This is a genomic window from Streptomyces sp. C1-1 (genome assembly GCF_050214755.1).
Taxonomy (GTDB): domain Bacteria; phylum Actinomycetota; class Actinomycetes; order Streptomycetales; family Streptomycetaceae; genus Streptomyces.
On the sequence record NZ_CP189826.1, the window covers coordinates 8,229,331 to 8,249,271 of the forward strand.

Annotated in this window: 19 protein-coding genes; 12 read left to right on the forward strand and 7 right to left on the reverse strand. The window is 72.7% G+C overall.

The features are described 5' to 3' along the window. The first annotated feature begins 168 nt into the window (after positions 1-168). Together ACQF4J_RS37460 and ACQF4J_RS37465 are read left to right on the forward strand one after the other, a co-directional pair. On the forward strand, positions 169-1,269 hold the full coding sequence (locus ACQF4J_RS37460; RefSeq protein ID WP_351805835.1) for a hypothetical protein: 1,101 nt from the start codon (positions 169-171) through the stop codon (positions 1,267-1,269). A 12-nt stretch (positions 1,270-1,281) separates the two neighbouring features. Beyond that, positions 1,282-2,379 carry a phosphotransferase family protein gene (locus ACQF4J_RS37465; protein ID WP_427167770.1) on the forward strand — a complete coding sequence of 366 codons (1,098 nt, stop codon included), beginning with the start codon at positions 1,282-1,284 and terminating at the stop codon, positions 2,377-2,379. A gap of 6 nt (positions 2,380-2,385) precedes the next feature. Here the strand turns inward: ACQF4J_RS37465 and ACQF4J_RS37470 are convergent, their stop codons facing one another. After that, positions 2,386-2,820, reverse strand: coding sequence for a hypothetical protein (locus ACQF4J_RS37470; RefSeq protein ID WP_351571244.1), 435 nt, complete (start codon positions 2,818-2,820; stop codon positions 2,386-2,388). Positions 2,821-3,055: 235 nt separating this feature from the next. On the opposite strand from ACQF4J_RS37470, the gene ACQF4J_RS37475 reads away from it, so the two are divergent. The 4 genes from ACQF4J_RS37475 (at position 3,056) to fxsA (ending at position 7,113) form a co-directional block, all read left to right on the forward strand. Beyond that, positions 3,056-3,496, forward strand: a complete 441-nt coding sequence (locus tag ACQF4J_RS37475) for an Lrp/AsnC family transcriptional regulator (RefSeq protein ID WP_030677853.1) — start codon at positions 3,056-3,058, stop codon at positions 3,494-3,496. 48 nt (positions 3,497-3,544) lie between these two features. Then, positions 3,545-5,143: an amidohydrolase gene (locus tag ACQF4J_RS37480; RefSeq protein ID WP_351571241.1), complete on the forward strand. Its 1,599-nt coding sequence runs from the start codon at positions 3,545-3,547 to the stop codon at positions 5,141-5,143. Positions 5,144-5,678: 535 nt separating this feature from the next. Beyond that, positions 5,679-6,473 (forward strand): polyprenol monophosphomannose synthase, encoded by a 795-nt coding sequence (locus ACQF4J_RS37485; RefSeq protein ID WP_351571238.1) that lies wholly within the window; start codon positions 5,679-5,681, stop codon positions 6,471-6,473. Between the two features lie 79 nt (positions 6,474-6,552). Next, on the forward strand, positions 6,553-7,113 hold the full coding sequence (fxsA, locus tag ACQF4J_RS37490; protein ID WP_351571236.1) for an FxsA family membrane protein: 561 nt from the start codon (positions 6,553-6,555) through the stop codon (positions 7,111-7,113). Positions 7,114-7,223: 110 nt separating this feature from the next. Here the strand turns inward: fxsA and ACQF4J_RS37495 are convergent, their stop codons facing one another. The 4 genes from ACQF4J_RS37495 to ACQF4J_RS37510 form a co-directional block, all read right to left on the reverse strand. Beyond that, positions 7,224-7,598: an RNA polymerase-binding protein RbpA gene (locus ACQF4J_RS37495; protein ID WP_010046329.1), complete on the reverse strand. Its 375-nt coding sequence runs from the start codon at positions 7,596-7,598 to the stop codon at positions 7,224-7,226. Between the two features lie 255 nt (positions 7,599-7,853). After that, the gene (locus ACQF4J_RS37500) at positions 7,854-9,191 is read right to left on the reverse strand and encodes an MFS transporter (protein ID WP_351571234.1); all 1,338 of its coding nucleotides are present in this window, start codon (positions 9,189-9,191) and stop codon (positions 7,854-7,856) included. Between the two features lie 54 nt (positions 9,192-9,245). Beyond that, entirely contained in the window at positions 9,246-10,022 is a 777-nt protein-coding gene (locus ACQF4J_RS37505; protein WP_351571231.1) for a glycerophosphodiester phosphodiesterase, read from the reverse strand. Beyond that, complete coding sequence (locus tag ACQF4J_RS37510; protein ID WP_427167771.1) at positions 10,019-10,741, reverse strand: YczE/YyaS/YitT family protein; 723 nt, start codon at positions 10,739-10,741, stop codon at positions 10,019-10,021. Before ACQF4J_RS37510 ends, ACQF4J_RS37505 begins: the two co-directional genes overlap by 4 nt. 30 nt (positions 10,742-10,771) lie before the next feature. On the opposite strand from ACQF4J_RS37510, the gene ACQF4J_RS37515 reads away from it, so the two are divergent. Then, positions 10,772-12,280: a PLP-dependent aminotransferase family protein gene (locus tag ACQF4J_RS37515; protein WP_351806392.1), complete on the forward strand. Its 1,509-nt coding sequence runs from the start codon at positions 10,772-10,774 to the stop codon at positions 12,278-12,280. A 40-nt stretch (positions 12,281-12,320) separates the two neighbouring features. On the opposite strand, the gene ACQF4J_RS37520 is transcribed toward ACQF4J_RS37515, so the two are convergent. Together ACQF4J_RS37520 and ACQF4J_RS37525 are read right to left on the reverse strand one after the other, a co-directional pair. Further along, on the reverse strand, positions 12,321-13,928 hold the full coding sequence (locus ACQF4J_RS37520) for an ABC transporter ATP-binding protein (RefSeq protein ID WP_351571222.1): 1,608 nt from the start codon (positions 13,926-13,928) through the stop codon (positions 12,321-12,323). 40 nt (positions 13,929-13,968) lie between these two features. Continuing rightward, the gene (locus ACQF4J_RS37525) at positions 13,969-14,163 is read right to left on the reverse strand and encodes a hypothetical protein (protein WP_016434155.1); all 195 of its coding nucleotides are present in this window, start codon (positions 14,161-14,163) and stop codon (positions 13,969-13,971) included. A gap of 260 nt (positions 14,164-14,423) precedes the next feature. Between ACQF4J_RS37525 and ACQF4J_RS37530 the strand changes: the two genes are divergently transcribed. The 5 genes from ACQF4J_RS37530 to ACQF4J_RS37550 all read left to right on the forward strand — a co-directional run bounded on the left by ACQF4J_RS37530 (position 14,424) and on the right by ACQF4J_RS37550 (position 19,925). After that, entirely contained in the window at positions 14,424-14,816 is a 393-nt protein-coding gene (locus ACQF4J_RS37530) for an ankyrin repeat domain-containing protein (RefSeq protein ID WP_351571219.1), read from the forward strand. A 301-nt stretch (positions 14,817-15,117) separates the two neighbouring features. Beyond that, positions 15,118-16,536 carry a HEAT repeat domain-containing protein gene (locus tag ACQF4J_RS37535; RefSeq protein ID WP_351806389.1) on the forward strand — a complete coding sequence of 473 codons (1,419 nt, stop codon included), beginning with the start codon at positions 15,118-15,120 and terminating at the stop codon, positions 16,534-16,536. Positions 16,537-16,780: 244 nt separating this feature from the next. Then, entirely contained in the window at positions 16,781-17,926 is a 1,146-nt protein-coding gene (locus tag ACQF4J_RS37540) for a glycosyltransferase family 4 protein (RefSeq protein WP_427167772.1), read from the forward strand. Then, a complete protein-coding gene (locus tag ACQF4J_RS37545) occupies positions 17,923-19,080 on the forward strand; it encodes a glycosyltransferase (protein ID WP_351571210.1) in 1,158 nt (385 codons plus the stop codon). Before ACQF4J_RS37540 ends, ACQF4J_RS37545 begins: the two co-directional genes overlap by 4 nt. Further along, positions 19,077-19,925: an SGNH/GDSL hydrolase family protein gene (locus ACQF4J_RS37550; protein WP_351806383.1), complete on the forward strand. Its 849-nt coding sequence runs from the start codon at positions 19,077-19,079 to the stop codon at positions 19,923-19,925. Before ACQF4J_RS37545 ends, ACQF4J_RS37550 begins: the two co-directional genes overlap by 4 nt. The last annotated feature ends 16 nt before the right edge of the window (positions 19,926-19,941 follow it).

A 19,941-nucleotide genomic window follows, 5' to 3' on the forward strand; every position in this document is an offset into this window, starting at 1 on the left:
CGCTCGGCCGCTGCGTAGGTTGAGGTCATACCAGGGCAACGGACGGGCGAGGGGACAGGTCACCCGTCCGCGGAATCGACCGTGAGTTCGTGGATGTCCGGCCGCGGATCTGGTGGGCCGACGCCACCTGACGTACCGTCAGCCAAGCCGTCTCCAGGGAGGTGTGGCATGGCCGACGACCGTCCCGTACCGCTCGACGAGTACCCCGTGCACCAGGTCGCCCTGTCCATGAGGCACGTCGCGACCGGCGACCGCAACGCCTACGACCGGTGCATCTTCCACGTCCTCGACCACGAGGGACGGGCACTGCTGATCACCGGACTCGGCGTTTACCCGAACGTCGGCGTGATCGACACCTACGCGACCCTGCGCGCGGGCGAGGCGCTGCACGCCGTCCGGGCGTCGGACGCGCTCGGCGAGGACCGCATGCAACTCGCGGTGGGCCCGCTGCGCATCGAGGTGGAGGAGCCGCTGCGCCGGATCCGGCTGCGCTGCGACGACGAGTCGTTGTCGTACGACCTCGTGTGGACCGCCGGCTTCCCCGCCCTGTGGGAGCCCCACCACCTCCAGCGCCGCGGCGACCGGCTCACCCTGGAAGGGCGCCGGTTCGTGCAGGCGGGGAGCGTGGAGGGCGTCATCCGGGCCGCCGGCGAGGAGTTCCGGGTGACGGCCGGGGGCTGGACGGGGACCCGCGACCGCAGCTGGGGCGTACGACCCCTGCCGGGGGAGGAGGGCGGCCGGCTCGCCGAGGAACACCCCACCGAGGGCTTCCACTGGCTGTGGTGCCCGGTCCGCTTCGAGGACCGGTTCCTGATGGTGGTCGTCCAGGAGGACGCGGACGGCTACCGCACCCTCAACGACGCCACCCTCGTCCGACCCGGCCATCGGGACCGCCAACTGGGCTGGCCCCAGCCAGAGATCACCTACAAATCCGGCACCCGTCACCCCGAGCGCGCCCTCGTCCACCTCGGCGACCTCCGCAAACCCCAGGAGCTGGAGGTGGAGATCCTCACCTCCTCCCCGCTCGCCGTCGGAGCCGGCTACCCGCCCGCCGACGACTGGCAGCACGGCACCTGGCGGGGCAGGGGCTGGACCGACCGGCGCACCTACGACCTGACGGCCGCCCACCCGCTCGCCGCCTACGGGGTCACCGACCACGCGGCACGCTTCCGCCTCGACGGACGGGTCGGGCACGGCATCTTCGAGCACGGCTCGTTCGGGCGGCACGACCCGAGCGGGTTCACGGACTTCACGTCGGTCGCACCCTAGGCGGTATGTGACATGGCACCCGCGGCGCCCCGCCCCCGCACCACCACCCGCGACCCCGAGGACATCGCCCGTCGCCTCACCGCCTGGCTCGGCACCCGCCTGCCCGGCGCGAAGGCGACCGGCGTCCGCGTCCCCGGGTCCAACGGCATGTCCAGCGAGACCCTGCTCTTCGACATCGAGCACCCCGAACCACCGCTGCGGGCCTGCGCGTTGAGACTCGCGGCCGACCCGGCGGCGTACACCGTCTTCCCGGTGTACGACATGCCGCGCCAGTACCGCACCATGCGCCTGGTCGCGGAACACACCGACCTGCCCGTACCGAAGGTGCTGTGGCTGGAGGAGGATCCCGCACCGCTCGGCGCCCCGTTCTTCGTCATGGAGCGGGTGGCGGGGCGCGTGCCCCCGGACGTCATGCCGTACACCTACGAGGGCAACTGGCTGCACGCGGCGAGCGACGCCGAACGCGAGCGCCTGGAGGCCGCCTCGGTCGGGCTGCTCGCGCGACTGCACGACCAAGTACCGCCGGAGCGGGCCGCGTTCCTCGCGCTGCCCGGAGAGGGCGACGCGCTGCGCCGCCACGTCACCGCCCAACGCGCCTACTACGACTGGGTCGTCGACGGCCGGTCCCGCTCACCGCTGATCGAGGCGGCCTTCGACCGGCTGGCGGAGACCTGGCCGGACCATCCGGGCACACCGGTCCTCAACTGGGGCGACGCGCGCATCGGGAACGTCGTCTACGACGGGTTCGACCCCGTCGCCGTCCTGGACTGGGAGATGGCGGCCCTGGCCCCGCGCGAGGTCGACCTCGGCTGGACCGTCTACCTGCACCGCTTCTTCCAGGACCTGACGGTCGCCTTCGGCCAGCACGGCCTGCCCGAGTTCCTGCGCCGCGACCGCGTCGAGGCCCGCTACGCCGAACTCACCGGCCACACACCGCGCGACATGGACTTCTACACCCTGTACGCCGCCCTGCGGCACGCGATCGTCATGCTGCGCGTCGCCTACCGGCAGGTGCACTTCGGCGAGGCCGTCGTCCCGGCGGACCCGGACACACTGATCCTGCACCACGGCAGTCTGCGCGCCATGGTGCAGGGCAGTTACCGGTACTGAGCCGGCTCAGGCGGCCTGACGGCGCATCACCGGCACGCTCATCGGGCGCGAGCCCGGGCCGCCGACGTGCGAGAAGGGCTGCGTCCGCCAGTCGAGTCCCTGAGGGAGCGTCAACAGCAGCGCGGTGTCGTGCTCCTGGGGCTTCGCCGACTCGTCGGCCGAGCGCGCCTCGGAGGCCTGACGGCCGGTGCCGGTGCAGACGGTGAGGCCGAACGGATTCCACGGCGAGGCGCACAGCGCGTGCTCCGGCAGCACCTCCTCGTCGGCCAGCAGGGCGATGGGCTGGGCGCAGTCCGGGCAGATCACCCGGTACATCTCGAAGGTGTCGTACGCGTCGAGCTCGTCGTCGAACTCGTCGGGTTCGACGCCCTCCGGCTCGGGCTCGACCACCGGCTGGAGCCGCTTGGGCGCGGTACGACCAGGGCGCTTAAGACTCTGCATGGATAACTCCCCCTTGGGCTGGGGCCGTGAAGGCGCTGCGGCCTCGACCACAGCAAGCACTTCCCGCCCGGTCTCGGCGGTAATCACGAGACCATCACGGAGACGCGTCGGGGGGTGTGGCGTTCGTCACATGCCGCTCGCAGATGCCCATGGCGGACGGCCACATCACGAACCGGGCATGACCTGGGGTGCTGAGGTATCCGAGGAGATCAAGCGCACTGTAGGTTCTTGCGCCATGGAGGAGCTCGACCGACAGATCGTTCAGCTGCTCGTCAAGGACGGGCGGATGAGCTACACGGACCTGGGCAAGGCCACGGGCCTGTCCACGTCGGCCGTGCACCAGCGGGTGCGGCGGCTGGAACAGCGGGGCGTCATCCGCGGCTATGCCGCGGTCGTCGATCCCGAGGCGGTCGGGCTGCCCATGACCGCGTTCATCTCGGTCAAGCCCTTCGACCCCAGCGCGCCGGACGACATCGCCGAGCGACTGGCGGGAGTGCCCGAGATCGAGGCGTGCCACAGCGTCGCGGGCGACGAGAACTACATCCTCAAGGTACGTGTGGCCACGCCCCACGAGCTGGAGGAGCTGCTGGCCCGGCTGCGGTCCCTGGCCGGCGTCTCCACCCGGACGACGGTGGTGCTGTCGACGCCCTACGAGGCACGGCCGCCGCGCATCTGAGCCGACCCGCGTACGACGCCGGCACCGCGGCACGAGAAACTGTCGGTCATGAGTGAACGCACCGACCGGCCGAAGACCGTCCTGCTGCGCCGAGGCGAGGTGCACAGCCCCGCCGATCCCTTCGCGACCGCGATGGTCGTGGAGGCCGGACAGGTCGCATGGGTCGGCTCCGAGGGTGCCGCCGACGCCTTCGCGGACGGCGTCGACGAGATCGTCGACCTGGACGGCGCGCTCGTGACCCCGGCGTTCACCGACGCCCATGTGCACACCACCTCCACCGGCCTCGCGCTCACCGGCCTCGACCTGTCCGGCGCCCCCTCGCTGGACGCGGCCCTCGTCCTCGTACGGGACTTCGCCGCTGCTCGGCCCGGCGATCGCGTCCTGCTGGGGCACGGCTGGGACGCCGCCCGCTGGCCCGGCGGCCGGCCGCCGACCCGCGCCGAACTGGACGCGGCCACGGGCGGCCGCCCCCTGTACCTGAGCCGCATCGACGTCCACTCGGCGGTCGTCACCTCGGCCCTGCTCGACATGGCCGCACTGGGCGAGGCGGACGGCCCGCTCACCGCCGACACCCACCACGCCGTGCGCGCCGCCGCGTTCGCGGCCGTGACCCCGGAACAGCGGACCGAGGCCCAGCGCGCCGCCCTCGCGCAGGCCGCGTCCCTCGGCATCGGGTCGGTGCACGAGTGCGCCGGCCCGGAGATCTCCTCCGAGGACGACTTCACCGCCCTGCTGCGGCTCGCCGCCGAGGAGCCCGGGCCCCGGGTGATCGGCTACTGGGCCGAGCAGGACGTCGAGAAGGCGCGTGAGCTCGGCGCCGTCGGCGCCGCGGGGGACCTGTTCGTCGACGGCGCCCTCGGCTCGCACACCGCCTGTCTGCACCGGCCGTACACCGACGCCGACCACACCGGCACCGCCTACCTGGACGCGGACGCCGTCGCCGCCCACGTCGTCGCCTGCACCGAGGCCGGCCTCCAGGCGGGCTTCCACGCCATCGGCGACGCCGCCGTGACCGCCGTCGTGGACGGCGTCCGCGCCGCCGCCGAGAAGGTCGGCCTCGCGCGCGTCCGCGCCGCCCGCCACCGCGTCGAGCACGCCGAGATGCTCACCCCGCAGACCGTCGCGGCCTTCGCCGAGCTGGGCCTGACCGCTTCCGTGCAGCCCGCCTTCGACGCGCTGTGGGGCGGCGAGGAGGGCATGTACGCCCAGCGCCTCGGCGTGGAGCGCGCCCGGACCCTCAACCCCTTCGCCGCCCTGCTGCGTGCCGGCGTCCCGCTCGCCTTCGGCTCCGACAGCCCCGTCACGCCCCTCGACCCCTGGGGCACGGTCCGCGCCGCCGCCTTCCACCGCACGCCGGAGCACCGCGTCTCCGTGCGCGCGGCCTTCACCGCCCACACCCGCGGCGGCTGGCGGGCAATCGGCCGCGACGACGCCGGTGTCCTGGTACCGGGAGCGCCCGCCGACTACGCCGTGTGGCGTACCGACGAACTCGTGGTCCAGGCGCCCGACGACCGTGTGGCCCGCTGGTCCACCGACCCCCGCTCCGGCACCCCCGGCCTGCCCGATCTCAGCCCGGGCCGTGACCTGCCCGTCTGCCTGCGCACGGTGGTGGGCGGCCGCACGGTGTTCGTACGGCCGGGCGAGTGATCTCCCGGGGTGGCGCACCGCCGATCGTGGTCCGCACGCTCGTGGTGCGACCTGCGTCTGCACCCCGCTGACCAGGCATTTACCTGAAGAGCCGCAGGTCGAACGGCTGTTGACAGGCGGAGGCGGGGGGCCGGTAGGTTCGGCCGAGTCCACCACCGGACGCCCGACCGGGGAACCTCCGCGCACTCGCCCGCGGCGCCGCTGGGTCAGGGACGGTGTGCCGCACCGGGGCACCGCCACTGGGAGCCAGGCTCAGCGCCCGCGCCGCTGCGAGGGAACGTTCCGACCGGTCGGGGAGGTGCGACCCGGGTGGGGCCCGGACGCTCAGTAGACAACGGCTTTCGGTCGACCCGCAGCCAGCGGGTCCCAGGTCGGCCCGAAGGGCGCCGGGCCCCCATCCGCAGCCAAACCGGTAAAAGGGTTGCTCTTACCCCGCTCTTGCGGAATCGACACCACCATACGAACGTCCTTGTCACGTCATCGCAGGCCGCGGCCACTATGGTGGACGTCTGCGTACGGACATGAAGGGGCAGCAGTGAACGACGGCGACGAGACCCTCGCGGCATCGGACCGGGGGAAAAAGTTCGGCCCGCTCGGCACGGCCTTGGTGATCATTCCGACCTACAACGAGGCGGAGAACATCAAGAAGATCGTCGGCCGGGTGCGCGCGGCCGTCCCCGAGGCGCACATCCTCGTGGCCGACGACAACAGCCCCGACGGCACCGGCAAGCTCGCCGACGAACTGGCCGCCGAGGACGACCATGTCCAGGTCCTGCACCGCAAGGGCAAGGAGGGCCTCGGCGCCGCCTACCTCGCGGGCTTCCGCTGGGGCCTGGAGAACGGCTACGGCGTCCTGGTGGAGATGGACGCCGACGGCTCCCACCAGCCCGAGGAACTGCCCCGGCTGCTGACCGCCCTGAAGAGCGCCGACCTGGTGCTCGGCTCCCGCTGGGTGCCCGGTGGCCGGGTGGTGAACTGGCCCAAGAGCCGCGAGTTCATCTCCCGCGGCGGCAGCCTCTACTCCCGTCTCGCCCTCGACCTGCCGCTCCGGGACATCACCGGTGGCTACCGCGCCTTCCGCCGCGAGACCCTCGAAGGCCTCGGCCTCGACGAGGTCGCCTCCCAGGGTTACTGCTTCCAGGTGGACCTCGCCCGCCGCGCGGTCAAGGCCGGCTACCACGTCGTCGAGGTCCCCATCACCTTCGTCGAGCGCGAACTCGGCGACTCCAAGATGAGCCGCGACATCCTCGTCGAGGCCCTGTTCCGGGTCACGGCGTGGGGTGCCACGGAGCGGGTCGACAAGGTCCTGGGCCGCGGCAAGAAGGCCTGATCCGGCCGCGCGGGGCCGCACAGGTCCCGCCGATCACCCGTTTATCCCGTCCTGAGCCGCTCCCAGGCACACTGGACGTATGACGACTGGCGCTCCCACCCCCACGTACCCCGCCCGGCCCCGGCGCTCCCGGCTGCGGACGTTCCTGCCGCTGGGCGTCGCGGCCTGGCTGGTGCTGGAGATCTGGCTGCTGTCCATGGTCGCGGGCGCGACCAGCGGGTTCGTGGTCTTCCTGCTCCTCGTCGCCGGGTTCGTGCTCGGCGGGGCGGTGATCAAGAAGGCGGGCCGTCGCGCCTTCCAGAACCTCAACGAAGCGCTGCAGCGGGGCGGCACCCCGCAGAGCGGCGGCGGCAACGGCCTGATGATGCTCGGCGGCCTGCTGCTGATGATCCCGGGCCTGATCTCGGACGCGGTGGGTCTGCTCCTGCTGATCCCGCCGGTCCAGAAGGCGGTGAGCCGCTTCACCGAGCGCACCGTCGACCGCAAGCTGCGCGAGGCGGTCCCGGGCGGCTTCGGAGACGCCTTCCAGCAGGCCCGCATCCACCGCCCCGACGGCAAGATCGTCCAGGGCGAGGTCGTCCGCGACGACGAGCGGGCCGGTGACACCCCGCAGGAGCCGCGTCCGCCGCTGACGCGGTGAGGGCGGGCCCGCCCCGGATCTGCGCACACGACGGCGGGCGCCTACGTGATTCCACGTAGGCGCCCGCCGTCTGTTGCGTGTGTTGGTGTCTACCCGACCCCGGCAGGGGACTAGGCCGACTTGCGGCTGTCCCGCGGATGGATCGCGATGTTCATCGCACCCGAACGCAGAACCGCCAGACGCTCCTCGAGGACCTCTTCGAGCTCCTCTCGGGTGCGTCGCTCCATCAGCATGTCCCAATGGGTACGCGCGGGCTTGGCCTTCTTCTCTTCCGGGCCGTCGCCGTCAACGAGGAGTGCCTGGGCCCCGCAGACCTTGCACTCCCACTCCGGCGGGATCTCCGCCTCGACCGAGAAGGGCATCTCGAAGCGGTGCCCCTTCTCGCATGCGTACTCCACGGCCTGGCGCGGGGCCAGGTCGATGCCGCGGTCCGTCTCGTAGCTGGTCACCACGAGGCGCGTGCCGCGAAGAGCTCGCTCACTCATGAATCGTGCCTCCCGGGCTTGTCGCCCACAGGACAGGTGTCGCTGTCGTCGTCATCCGGTCAACGTCCGGTCGGCGGTAAAGATTCCCGTTCCGGGACATGTGTCGCCGTCGTAGCCGCCCCTTGTTGTACCCACCAGCGCCCGGTTTGTCACATCCGCTAGCAGATGTCACCCAGCGTTTCGCCATCTTTGACGCGCAGTAACGGTCCGCCTGGCAGGCCAAACGCGTACACTACAGCCCTTTCGCCGTGAGCGCTAAATTCTCTCGGGAACCGGGTTTCCCGCGTCGTGGATCGCCCGCCGCACCGGAACCCGCGCGAGCAGCGCGAACCCGATCACGAAGAACGCCACCAGCGAGATGATCGCGTCCCGGTAGCTCCCGGTCAGCTGGTAGGTGATGCCGAACAGAAGCGGACCGAGCCAGCTCATACCCCGGTCGCTCATCTCGTACGCGGAGAAGTACTCGGCCTCCTTGCCGGGCGGGACGAGATGGGAGAAGAGGGAGCGGGACAGGGCCTGGCTGCCGCCGAGCACGAGCCCGATACCGGCCGCGAGCACGAAGAACCACACCGGCGCCCCGGCGGGCAGGAAGTACCCGGCCGCCAGCGTCACCGTCCACGCCACCAGCGAACCGAGGATCGTGCGCTTGGCCCCGTACGTCCGCGCCAGCCGCCCCATGCCCAGCGCCCCCGCGACGGCCAGCACCTGGACCATCAGCACGGCCGTGATCAGCGTGGACTGGCTCAGGCCCAGTTCCTCGGAGCCGTACACCGAGGCCTGTGAGATCACCGTCTGGATGCCGTCGTTGTAGATGAGGTAGGCGAGCAGGAAGGACAGAGTGAGGGGTTTGCCGCGCATGTCCCGGACGGTCGAGGCCAGCTGCCGCCATCCGTGCACCGCCGGTGCGGCGGACGCCGTACGACGGTCGTGCAGCCGCTTCAGCGGTACGAGGGTGAAGGCGCCCCACCACAGTCCCGCCGAGGCCAGACAGATACGGACCGCCACCGACTCGGAGACGCCGAAGGAGTCGTGGGCCGTGAACAGCACCAGGTTCACGATCAGCATCGACGAGCCCGCCGCGTAGCCGAACGCCCAGCCGCGCGAGGAGACCCGGTCGCGGTCCTCGGGCGGGGCGATCTGCGGCAGATAGGAGTTGTAGACGACCATCGAGACGGCCACGGAGGAGTTGGCGACGATCAGCAGCAGGCCGCCCAGCAGATACCGGTCGCCCGAGAGGAAGAACAGCCCCGTCGTGGCCGTCGCGCCCAGGTAGGCGCAGGCGGCGAGCAGCGGCTTCTTGCGGCCCGTGCGGTCGGCGGCCGCACCCACCAGGGGCATCACCACGATCGACACGATCACGGACGCCGAGACGCAGTACGCGAAGAACGACCCGGCCCGCACCGGGATGCCCAGCGGGTGCACGAACCCGTCCGGGTCCGCCGCCGACTTGGCGACGGAGGTCAGGTAGGGGCCCAGGAACACCGTGAGCACGCTCGTGGAGTAGACGGAGCAGGCCCAGTCGTAGAAGTACCAGCCGCGCTGCTCGCGCCGCAGGTCGGTGGTGGCCGTCCGCACGGTGTCGGTGGTGCTCACCCGCGCCTCGCTTTTCCGGTGGATGTCCCGCGCGAGGGCGGCGGGGTGCGGGTGTCAGGGGTGGGGGACCCAGACGCCGCGGTCCTCCATGACCTTGCGCAACGTGTCGATGTGATCGGTCATGATGCCATCGACTCCCAGGTCCAGGAGACGGTGCATGCGCTCGGCCTCGTTGATGGTCCACACGTGCACCTGCAGTCCGTGCGCGTGGGCGGTGCGCACGAAGCGGTGGTCGACGACCCGGATGCCGGACTGCGCCTCGGGCACCTGGGCGGCGACCGCGGAACGGCGCAGGGCCGCCGGCACGCCCCAGGAGCGCAGCCGCAGATTGAGCACGCCCCGGGTGCCGTACGAGGTCGCCAGGCGCGGGCCGGCCAGGCGCTGGGCGCGGACCACCCGCGCCTCGGAGAACGAGCCCACGCAGATCCGGTCCCAGGCGTTCGCGCGCTCGACGAGCTCCAGGAAGGGCAGGAGCGAGGACTCCGCCTTGAGATCGACGTTCCAGCGCACCCCGGGGAAGGTCTCCAGCAGCTCCTCGAACAGCGGGATCGGCTCCCTGCCCGCCACGCGCGCCCGGCTCACCTCCGCCCACGGCAGGTCGGCGATCCGCCCCCCGCCGTCCGACACCCGGTCCAGCGTCGCGTCGTGGAAGGCGACCAGCCTGCCGTCCGCCGTGGTGTGGACATCGGTCTCGATGTACCGGTAGCCCGCCGCCACCGCCCGCCGGAACTGCGACAGGGTGTTCTCCAGGCCGTCCGCGGCACCGCCCCGGTGAGCGAAGGCGATCGGACCGGGATGGTCGAGGTAGGGGTGGCGTATCGCTGGGGTCACCGTCGCAGTATGGCCCGCCCCGGTTGCCCCTCGGCAACGACCGTGCTGCCGCCCGATGCCGACGGGACGTCGAACACCCGCAGGAACAGCTGGGCGAGCGGTCCGATCGACAGCGCGTAGAGCAGTGTGCCGATGCCGACCGTGCCGCCGAGGGCGAATCCCGTCGCCACGACCGCCACCTCGATCGCCGTCCGCATCAGCCGGATCGAGCGGCCGGTACGGCGGTGCAGTCCCGTCATCAGGCCGTCGCGCGGGCCCGGACCGAAGCGGGCGGAGATGTAGAGCCCGGTGGCCACGCCGTTGAGCACGATGCCGGCCACGAGAAGGGGGAGGCGTACGGCCAGGGAGCGGACGTCGGGGAAGACGGCGAGCGTGGCGTCCATCGCGATGCCGATCAGGAACACGTTGGAGACGGTGCCGAGGCCCGGGCGCTGGCGGAGCGGTATCCACAGCAGCAGCACCGCCGCGCCCACGATGATCGAGACGACGCCGATGGTGAGGCCGGTCAGCCGGGCGAGCCCCTGGTGCAGCACACCCCAGGGTTCGAGTCCCAGGCCCGATCGGACGAGGAGCGCGGAGCTCGTGCCGTACAGCGTGAGCCCGGCGTAGAGCTGGATCAACCGTCGCCCGAAACGGTCCCTGGTGGCCAAGAGATACCCCCTGTGGTCGTGGTGGCCTGGTGCATGACACCCTGGGGGGTGAGTGGAAACCTCATCCATGGCCAATCCGGGGAAGGTGGACTGATTTCCATGGGGCAGTGGACCTCGGCGATGGGGGCCGCGCAGCTCGCCCGGCTTCTCAAGTCCCAGCAGGACCGGCCGGCCGGCCCGGGCACGCGCCGCCCGCCCGCCTACCGCGCGCTCGCGGACGGCATCCGCCTGCTGGTCCTGGAGGGCCGCGTCCCGGTCGCCGCCCGGCTGCCGGCCGAACGCGAGCTGGCCCTCGCCCTGTCCGTCAGCCGCACCACGGTCGCGGCCGCCTACGAGGCGCTGCGCACCGAGGGTTTCCTGGAGTCCCGGCGCGGCGCCGGCAGCTGGACGGCCGTACCGGCCGGAAACCCGCTCCCCGCGCGCGGGCTCGAGCCGCTCCCGCCCGAGGCCCTGGGATCGATGATCGACCTCGGCTGCGCGGCACTCCCGGCCCCCGAACCGTGGCTCACCCGGGCCGTCCAGGGAGCGCTGGAGGAACTGCCCCCGTACGCCCACACGCACGGCGACTACCCGGCCGGGCTCCCCGCCCTGCGCTCGATGATCGCCGACCGCTACACCGCGCGCGGTATCCCGACGATGCCCGAGCAGGTCATGGTGACCACCGGCGCCATGGGCGCGATCGACGCGATCTGTCACCTCTTCGCCGGGCGCGGCGAGCGCATCGCCGTCGAGTCGCCGTCGTACGCCAACATCCTGCAACTGATGCGGGAGGCGGGCGCACGGCTGGTGCCGGTCGCGATGGCCGAGGGGCTGACCGGCTGGGACCTGGACCGCTGGCGCCAGGTCCTGCGGGACGCGGCCCCGCGGATCGCGTACATCGTCGCCGACTTCCACAACCCGACCGGCGCGCTCGCGGGCGAGGACCAGCGGCGGCAGCTCGTGGAGGCGGCCCGGTCGGCGGGGACGGTGCTGATCGCGGACGAGACGATGAGCGAGCTGTGGCTGGACGAGGGCCTCGACGACAGGACCATGCCGCGGCCCGTCTGCGCCTTCGACCCCGCCGGGTCCAGCGTCATCACCGTCGGGTCGGCCAGCAAGGCCTTCTGGGCGGGCATGCGCATCGGCTGGGTTCGGGCGGCGCCGGACGTGATCCGCAGCCTGGTCGCCGCGCGGGCCTACGCCGACCTGGGCACGCCGGTGCTGGAACAGCTCGCCGTGAACTGGCTCTTCAACACGGGCGGTTGGGAGCAGGCGGTGGAGATTCGGCGAGGCCAGGCCCGGGAGAACCGGGACGCGCTGGTCGCCGCGGTACGCAGGGAGCTGCCGGAGTGGGAGTTCGAGGTGCCGAGGGGCGGACTGACCCTGTGGGTGCGCACGGGCGGCCTGTCCGGCTCGCGGCTCGCGGAGGCGGGGGAGCGGGTCGGTGTACGGGTGCCCTCGGGGCCCCGGTTCGGGGTCGACGGCGCCTTCGAGGGGTATGTACGGCTGCCGTTCACCGTGGGAGGCGCGGTGGCCGACGAGGCGGCCGTGCGGCTCGCGGCGGCGGCGAAGCTGGTGGAGGCGGGGGCATCGGGCGGCGGGGAGACGCCGCGTACGTTCGTGGCGTGAGGCGCGCGGCCTTCCCACGGCGCCCGATGCCCCCGCCGGCTCACGAGCTCTCGGCCACCGCGGCCTCCACGGGCACCGCCTCGGCCTGGATCGGCTCCGCCTCGACCTGCCCGGTCTCGACGTTCTCCCCGTCGGCCGGCGTCGTGCGCGGCGGCAGCAGTGCGAGCACCGCCTGCCGGTCCGTGTCGCTCGTCGCGTCGTCGTAGGGGTCCGGTGTCGACGGCACCTGAAGGCGGTGCACCGGTCCGGCGCCCAGGCGGGCGTACCCCCGGCCGGGCGGCACCTGCGCCACCGGTGTCGAGTTCGGGGGCGCTCCCAGTACCGCACGCAGTTGCTCGGTGGTGGCGGGCCCGAGCACGACACGCGCGCGTGTGTGCTGCCGTACCGCGTCGCTCAGCGCGTCCGCGCTGTCGAACTGGTCGGCCACCACCACCGTGACGTTGGCCGCGCGGCCGTGCCGGAGCGGGACCTGGAGCAGGGCCTGCGGGTCCTTGCGGCCGTCCGCCGCGGCGAGGTGGGAGAAGGCGGTGGGGCGGTCCAGCAGGAGCCACAGCGGGCGCTTGGTGTCCTCCGGCGGCGGGTGGCCGGCCTGACGGGCGCGGTTGGCGGCGATGAGCCGGCGTTCCGTCTCGGTGGCCGCCCACTCCAGGCTGGCCGTCGCCCCGGAGAGCCCGCACTCGACGGCGAGGACGCCGTCCCGGCCGGTCAGGGACGCGTACTCGCCGGTGCCGCCGCCCTCGACGATCACGACGTCGCCGTACTGCAGGGCCTGCAGGGCGATCGAGCGCAGCAGGGTCGAGGTGCCGCTGCCCGGCTGGCCCATGACCAGCAGGTGCGGCTCGGTGGAGCGGACACCGGTGCGCCAGACGACCGGCGGGACGTCGCGCTGCTCCTCGCCGTGGCCGAGGGGGAGCGTGCGCTGGACCTGGGTGGGGTCGGTGAAGCCGAGGACCGTCTCGCCCGGTGCCGTCACGAAGCGCTGGGCGGCGATGTCGGTGGGCAGCGGGGACAGGACCGTGACGGTCAGCTGGTTGCCCTCCTCGTCCCAGGCGAAGTGGTACTCGCGGCCGCGGCCCGACTTGGCGTGCAGCAACTGCTCGATCCGGGCGCGGGCCTCGGGCTCGCCGTCCGGGAAATAGGCGGGGTAGCGGATCACCAGCTCGGTGGTGCGGCCCGTCTGGTCGAACTCGTACGCCGGGAACGCCTTCTCCCACTCGCCGCCGTGGGCGTAGAGGGGGTCCGGGTCCTCCGGGGTCGAGAAGTACGGCACCAGTGCCTCGTACAGGGACTTGAGGCGCTGGGTCTGCGACTCGTCGGGGCCGTCGGGCTCCCGCGGCTTGCGGTCGCGGCCCTGCCAGGCCGCCGCCGACATCACGACGACGGCGGCGAGCAGCGGGCCGTACGGCACGAGCGCCACGACCAGGACCACCGACGCCATCAGGAACAGCAGCGGCCCGCGCCTGTCCTTGGGGGTCTCGGCCCATCTGCGCCGGCCGGCCGCCGCCAGCCGGCGCAGACCGCGCGTGATCGTGATCAGCGGATGGAGTACGTCGGTGGCGCTGTCGGCCGCCGTCCGGGCCAGCTCCCGGCTCCGGGCGATCTGCGCGCTGCCTGTGCTCAGGATGCGGGGGAGGGGGCGCCGGGCCACTGCTGTCTCCTCGGGGTGCGTACGGGACGGAGGAACGGCGTCAGAACTTGATGCCGCCGAGGAGGCTGGCCAGGCTCTCGCCGCCCGCCTTGATGCTCGGGGCGATCGCCGTACTGGCCAGGTAGAAGCCGAAGAGGGCCGAGACCAGCGCGTGCGAGGCCTTCAGGCCGTCCTTGCGGAAGAAGAGGAAGACGATGATGCCGAGCAGGACCACGCCTGAGATGGACAAGATCATTTGAGTTCTCCTGGTTCACGGGGACAGTCACCATGAGTACTTCCAGGATCACAGGATGTATCCATACGATAAAAGGTGCAAATGGGTGAATTATGGTGGATTTCCCTCGAATGGCTGAGCCTTGCTGCCCCTCTTGAGCAGGGCGTTTGCGTCCGACCGGGCGTGTGGTGATCTTTACCTCCGGCGCATCGGGTCATGTGCGGCGCGAGCCAGTACCCTTGCGATTCACCTGATCGGTTGTACGAGAGGCGGTCCCGCCGATGACTGAAGCCCCCGACCCCGAGGTCGTGGAGCTGGCGACCAAGATCTTCGATCTGGCCCGTCAGGGTCCGACCGAGGCACTCGTGGCGTACGTCGACGCGGGCGTTCCGGCCAACCTCACCAACGACCGGGGCGACTCGCTCCTCATGCTCGCCGCTTACCACGGGCATGCGGACGCGGTGCGCGAACTGCTCGCCAGGGGCGCCGCCGCCGACGAGATCAACGACCGGGGGCAGACCCCGCTCGCCGGGGCCGTATTCAAGGGTGAGACGGACGTCATCAAGACCCTCCTGGAGGGGGGCGCCGACCCCTCCGCGGGCACGCCGTCGGCCGTGGACACCGCCCGGATGTTCGGCCGGACAGAACTGCTCGAACTGTTCGGCGCACACTGATCCGTATGTTTTGACCAGCGAAAACACAGAAAACGGGGGAGGCGGTACAGGGCCGCCGAAATTTCGGTCGCGGCAGGTCGAACTGCCGAGTCATCATGACGTCGTGATTCACGGACGCGATGGCTGGGCAGGTGATGCCGCACCGCGCGGGCCGTGATGCGGTCCGCATGGGCCACCGACGAGAGGCAGAGGAAAATGGTCTACAGCAAGCAGGAAACGGCGGGCGCCCCGACGTGTTGTCACGCGGCCAGGTGAAGCAGGGTCCCCGGTTGTGTCGACGCTTGATGTGAGGCTGTTTCCCATGTTCGAACCGGTCATAGCGCCCAGCGGTACGCTGCTCGGCCTGCTTCAGCGGGGCCGCGGCGACGGAACACTGCACGCGCTCACCGCCCCGCGCGCCGAAGCGCTCGCGGCTCTCAACCACTGTGTGCTGCGTGACCCCCGCCACGACTGGCAGGTGGAGAACCGCTCCCTCTACTACGCCCGTCTCTACCTCGACCTGCACGGCGAGCTGGACGAGATCGAGGCCCACCTCTTCGACGTCGAGGACACCTTCGACACCGAGGAGTCACGCACCGGCCTGGCCCTCGCGGTCCTCGGCCATCTCGCCTCCTACGGCCGGCGGGACGCGCTCCAGCTGCTGCGCAGGTACGCCGCGTCCGGCTCCAACTGGGCCTGGGCCCTGGACGAGCTGGCCCTGCGGGACGACGACGCCGGTCTGCGGTCCCTGGCCGCGCCCGTCCTCGCCCGCTTCGCCACCGACGCCGAGGGCGAGGCCGAGCTGGCCGCCGTCGTGCGGGACGCCTTCGAGCCCCGGCCCTGGCGGCTGTGGGCCGAGGATCCCCGCGAATCGATCGCCACGCGCGTGCGTGCCGCCCAGGAGGCCGGCTGCTTCGACCGCTGGCAACGGCAGATGCGACCGACCGGGCCCCGTCCGGGGTGGAGCGTGCAGGCGGTCTTCGAGTGGGCCCAGCAGGGCGTCGAGCGGGGCGCGGCCCTGCACGTGCCCGCCGCCCGCTGTCTGGTCGCCGTCGCCGGCCCCGAGGACCGGCCGGAGATCGTGCGGGCCGCCAAGGACGGCTTCGACGGAGCGCGCTGCACAGCTCTGCGCTACCTCGCCGACGGCAACGATCCCGACGCCCTCGACCTGATCGAGGGCGCTGTGACAACGGGCTCGGCGGCCGTCGTGGAGGCCGCCGTGGACGCCTTCGAACGGATGCGGAGCATCGCCGCCGTCGACCGCGCGCGCGGCTGGGCCCACCGCCCCGACCCGCTGGGCGCCGCCGCCGGCCGTATGCTCGCCTGCCGCGGCGGAGTGGAGGACAAGGACCTGGTCCTCGGCGCGCTGCGGGAAGCCGTACGCGGTGAGGGCCCCGACGCCCCCACGTTGTGGACCCTGGTGGACGGCACCGGTCGGCTCGGCATCGCCTGCGCCGCCCCCGTCCTGCGCCACATCTACCGCGAGACCGCCTCCTCGCATCTGCGCGGCCGGGCCGCCCGGGCCCTCGCCGCCACCGATCCCTCCTTCCCCGCCGGCTTCGCCGTCGAATGCCTCTGGGACTGCGAGGAGTCCACCCGCGAGATCGCCGCCCGGCACGCCGAGACCGGTGACGTCCGGGTCGTCGAACAACTCCGTCGCCTCGCCGCCGATCCGGCCGAGGAGGCCGAGGTCCAGACGGCGGTACGCAGCCGGATCGCACCCGAGGGACCCGCCGTGTGAGGCGGCGCGGACGCAGGGGCACCGATGGCGGAAAGCGGGCAGCTCCGGTCCCCGGGAGACCCACCTGGGGCAGTGGCATCGGGTGGCGGCACGGCCGCCGGGTGAACGAGGGATGACCCGCGGGTCAGGCGGTCATGGACACGGTCTGACCTGCTCGGGTGTGCGAGGGAACGCTCACGGGACGTTCATCGTTCGCAAAGATCCACGTTGACGCGGCCACGTCCGGCCCGGCGAGAACACCGGTATGCGTGTCGTCATCGTGACCGAATCCTTTCCCCCCGATGTGAACGGCGTGGCCCACTGCGCGCTCCAGACCGCCCGGCACCTCGTAGATCGCGGTCACCATCCGCTCGTCGTCGCCCCGGCCCCCGCCGCTCTGCTGGGCCGGGCCGGGACCGGGCCCGACGCCCAGGCGCCGTGCCCCGTCGTCCGTGTCCCCTCCCTCCCGCTCCCGGGCTATCCCCAGGTCCGTGTCGCCCTGCCCAGCCGGCGCCTCGCCGCCGCCGTCGCCCTGCACCGGGCCGACATCGTGCACCTGGCCAGCCCCTTCGTCCTCGGCGTCCGCGGCATGGCGGCCGCCGCCCGGCTCGGTGTCCCCGCCGTGGCCGTCTACCAGACCGACCTGGCCGGCTACGCCCGCACCTACATGGGCGCCGGCGAGGCCGCGGCCTGGCGGCGCATCCGCTCCGTCCACGCCGCCGCCGACCTCACCCTCGCCCCCTCCAGTGCCTCCCTGCGCGACCTGGAGGCCCACGACGTCCCCCGGGTCAGGCTGTGGCCGCGCGGCGTCGACACCGTCCGCTTCCGCCCCGACCTGCGCGATGCGGCCTTGCGCCGCGAACTCGCCCCCAACGGCGAACTGATCGTCGGCTACGTGGGGCGGCTCGCCCCCGAGAAGCACGTCGAGCTCCTGTCCGGAGTGTGCGGACTCGACGGGGTGCGGGTCGTGATCGTCGGTGACGGCCCGAGCACACCGAGCCTGACCGAGGCGCTGCCCGGCGCCGTCTTCCTCGGCCGCCGTACCGGCGACGAACTGGCCCGGATCTACGCCTCCCTGGACGTCTTCGCGCACACCGGCCCGTTCGAGACCTTCTGCCAGACCGTCCAGGAGGCCATGGCCAGCGGCGTCCCGGTCGTCGCGCCCGCCGTCGGCGGACCACTCGACCTCGTCGCCCACGAGCGCACCGGCCTGCTGGTGCCACCGCACGACGCGGACGCCGTCCGCGACGCGGTGCGCTCCCTGGTCGCCGATCCCGAGCGGCGGTTCCTGTTCGGGGCCACCGCCCGCGCCACCGTCGAGGGACGCACCTGGGCGGCCGTCGGCGACCAGCTGATCGGCCACTACGCGGACGTGCTCGCCGCCCGGAAGAAGACGGCGGTGGCCGCATGACCCCGCTGCGGATCGTCCGGCTCGCCAACTTCGTCGCGCCCGCCTCCGGCGGACTGCGCACCGCCCTGCGCGAACTCGGCAAGGGCTACCGGGCTGCCGGGCACGAACCCGTGCTCATCGTCCCCGGCGCACGCGCCGACGACCGCGACACCGAGCAGGGCCGCGTCATCACCCTGCCCGGACCGCTGCTGCCCGGCACGGGCGGCTACCGCGTCCTGACCGACAAGCGGCGGGTCGCCGCGCTGCTGGAGGAACTGGCGCCGGACCGGCTGGAGGTCTCCGACCGGACGACCCTCAGGTGGACCGGCAAATGGGCCCGGCGGCACCGGGTGCCCGCCGTGATGGTCTCCCACGAGACCGCCGACGGCGTGCTGCGCACCTGGGGCCTGTCCGAGGGAGCCGCCCGGCGCGCCGCGGACGCCCTGAACATCCGTACGGCGCACACCTACGCGCGCGTGGTGTGCACGACCGAGTTCGCCGAGCGGGAGTTCGTGCGGATCGGCGCGCGCAACGTCGTACGGGCGCCGCTGGGAGTCGACCTGGTGGAACGCCGTCCCGCGCTGCGCGACGCGGGGCTGCGCGCACAGTACGCGCGCGTGCCCGAGACGCTGCTCGTGACCTGCACACGGCTGTCCGTGGAGAAACGGCCCGGCACGGCCCTCGACGCCCTGGAGGCGCTGATCCGCCGCGGCCGTCCGGCGGTGCTGGTGGTCGCCGGCGACGGACCGCTGCGGGCGCGGCTCGAACTGCGGGCGCGCGAGCGCGGGTTGCCGGTGACCTTCCTCGGGCACGTCTCGGACCGCGCCAGGCTCGGCGCACTGCAGGCCTCGGCCGACGTCTGCCTGGCCCCCGGGCCCGCCGAGACGTTCGGTCTGGCCGCGCTGGAGGCGATGGCCTGCGCCACACCCGTCGTGGTGAGCGCGTCGTCGGCGCTGCCGGAGGTCATCGGCTCCGCCGGAGCTGTCGCCGCGGACCACGGGGAGGCGTTCGCGGACGCCGTGGACGCGCTGCTCGAACTCCCCGAAACCGAACGGCGCGAGGCGGCCCGCGCGCGTGCCGAGTGCTTCGGCTGGGACGCGGCCGTGGACGCCTTCCTCGCCGCGCACGACGCGACGGTACCGGTGCGTCGCTTCGCCCCCGGGGGCGTGGCATGAGAGCCACGCGTTTCGTCGCCCTCGGCGACTCGCTGACCGAGGGCGTGGGCGACCCGGCCGGCGACGGGTGGCGCGGCTGGGCCGCGCTGCTCGCCGGCGGGCTCGCCGAGGCTGACGTCGAGTTCACCAACCTCGCGGTCAGCGGGGCACAGACCCGGGAGGTGCTCGAGGTCCAGACACCGGCCGGTCTCGCCCTGGAGCCGGACGTCGTGTCCGTGGTGATCGGCGTCAACGACACCTTGCGCTGCACCTTCGACATCCACGCCGTCGCCGAACGACTGGACCAGGTGTACGCCGCCTTCACCACGCGGGGCGCGACCCTGCTCACCGCCTGTCTGCCCGACCCCGGCTCGATGCTCGGCCTGCCGGGCTCCCTGGCCCGTCCCCTGGCCAGACGGCAGCGCGCGGTCAACGAGGTGGTCCACGTGCTGTCCGACCGCTACGGAGCGGTGCATCTGCACGCGGCCGAGGCCGACTGGATCACGGACCGCGCCATGTGGAGCGCGGACCGGCTGCACCCAGGGGAGCGGGGGCACCGGCAGTTGGCGGTGCGCTTCCACGGGCTGCTGGCGGAGGCGGGCCTCGCGACGGGGGCCGCGCCCTCGCCCGAGCCGGAGCATCCCGTGCCCACCAGGTCGGCGAGCCTGTGGTGGCTGGCCACGGCGGGCACCGGCTGGGTGGCGCGGCGGTGCACCGATCTGCTGCCGCAGCTGCTTCGGCTCGCCGCCGACGAGATGCGGCACCGGGCGCGGGGGACCAGCGGGCGGCTGGACCTGCGGGCCGCGGCGGCCGTTTCGGCGGCGCTGGCCGCGGTGACGGTCGCGGAGCGGGTGGACGTTGTGTGACGGGGTGTGGGCCGGT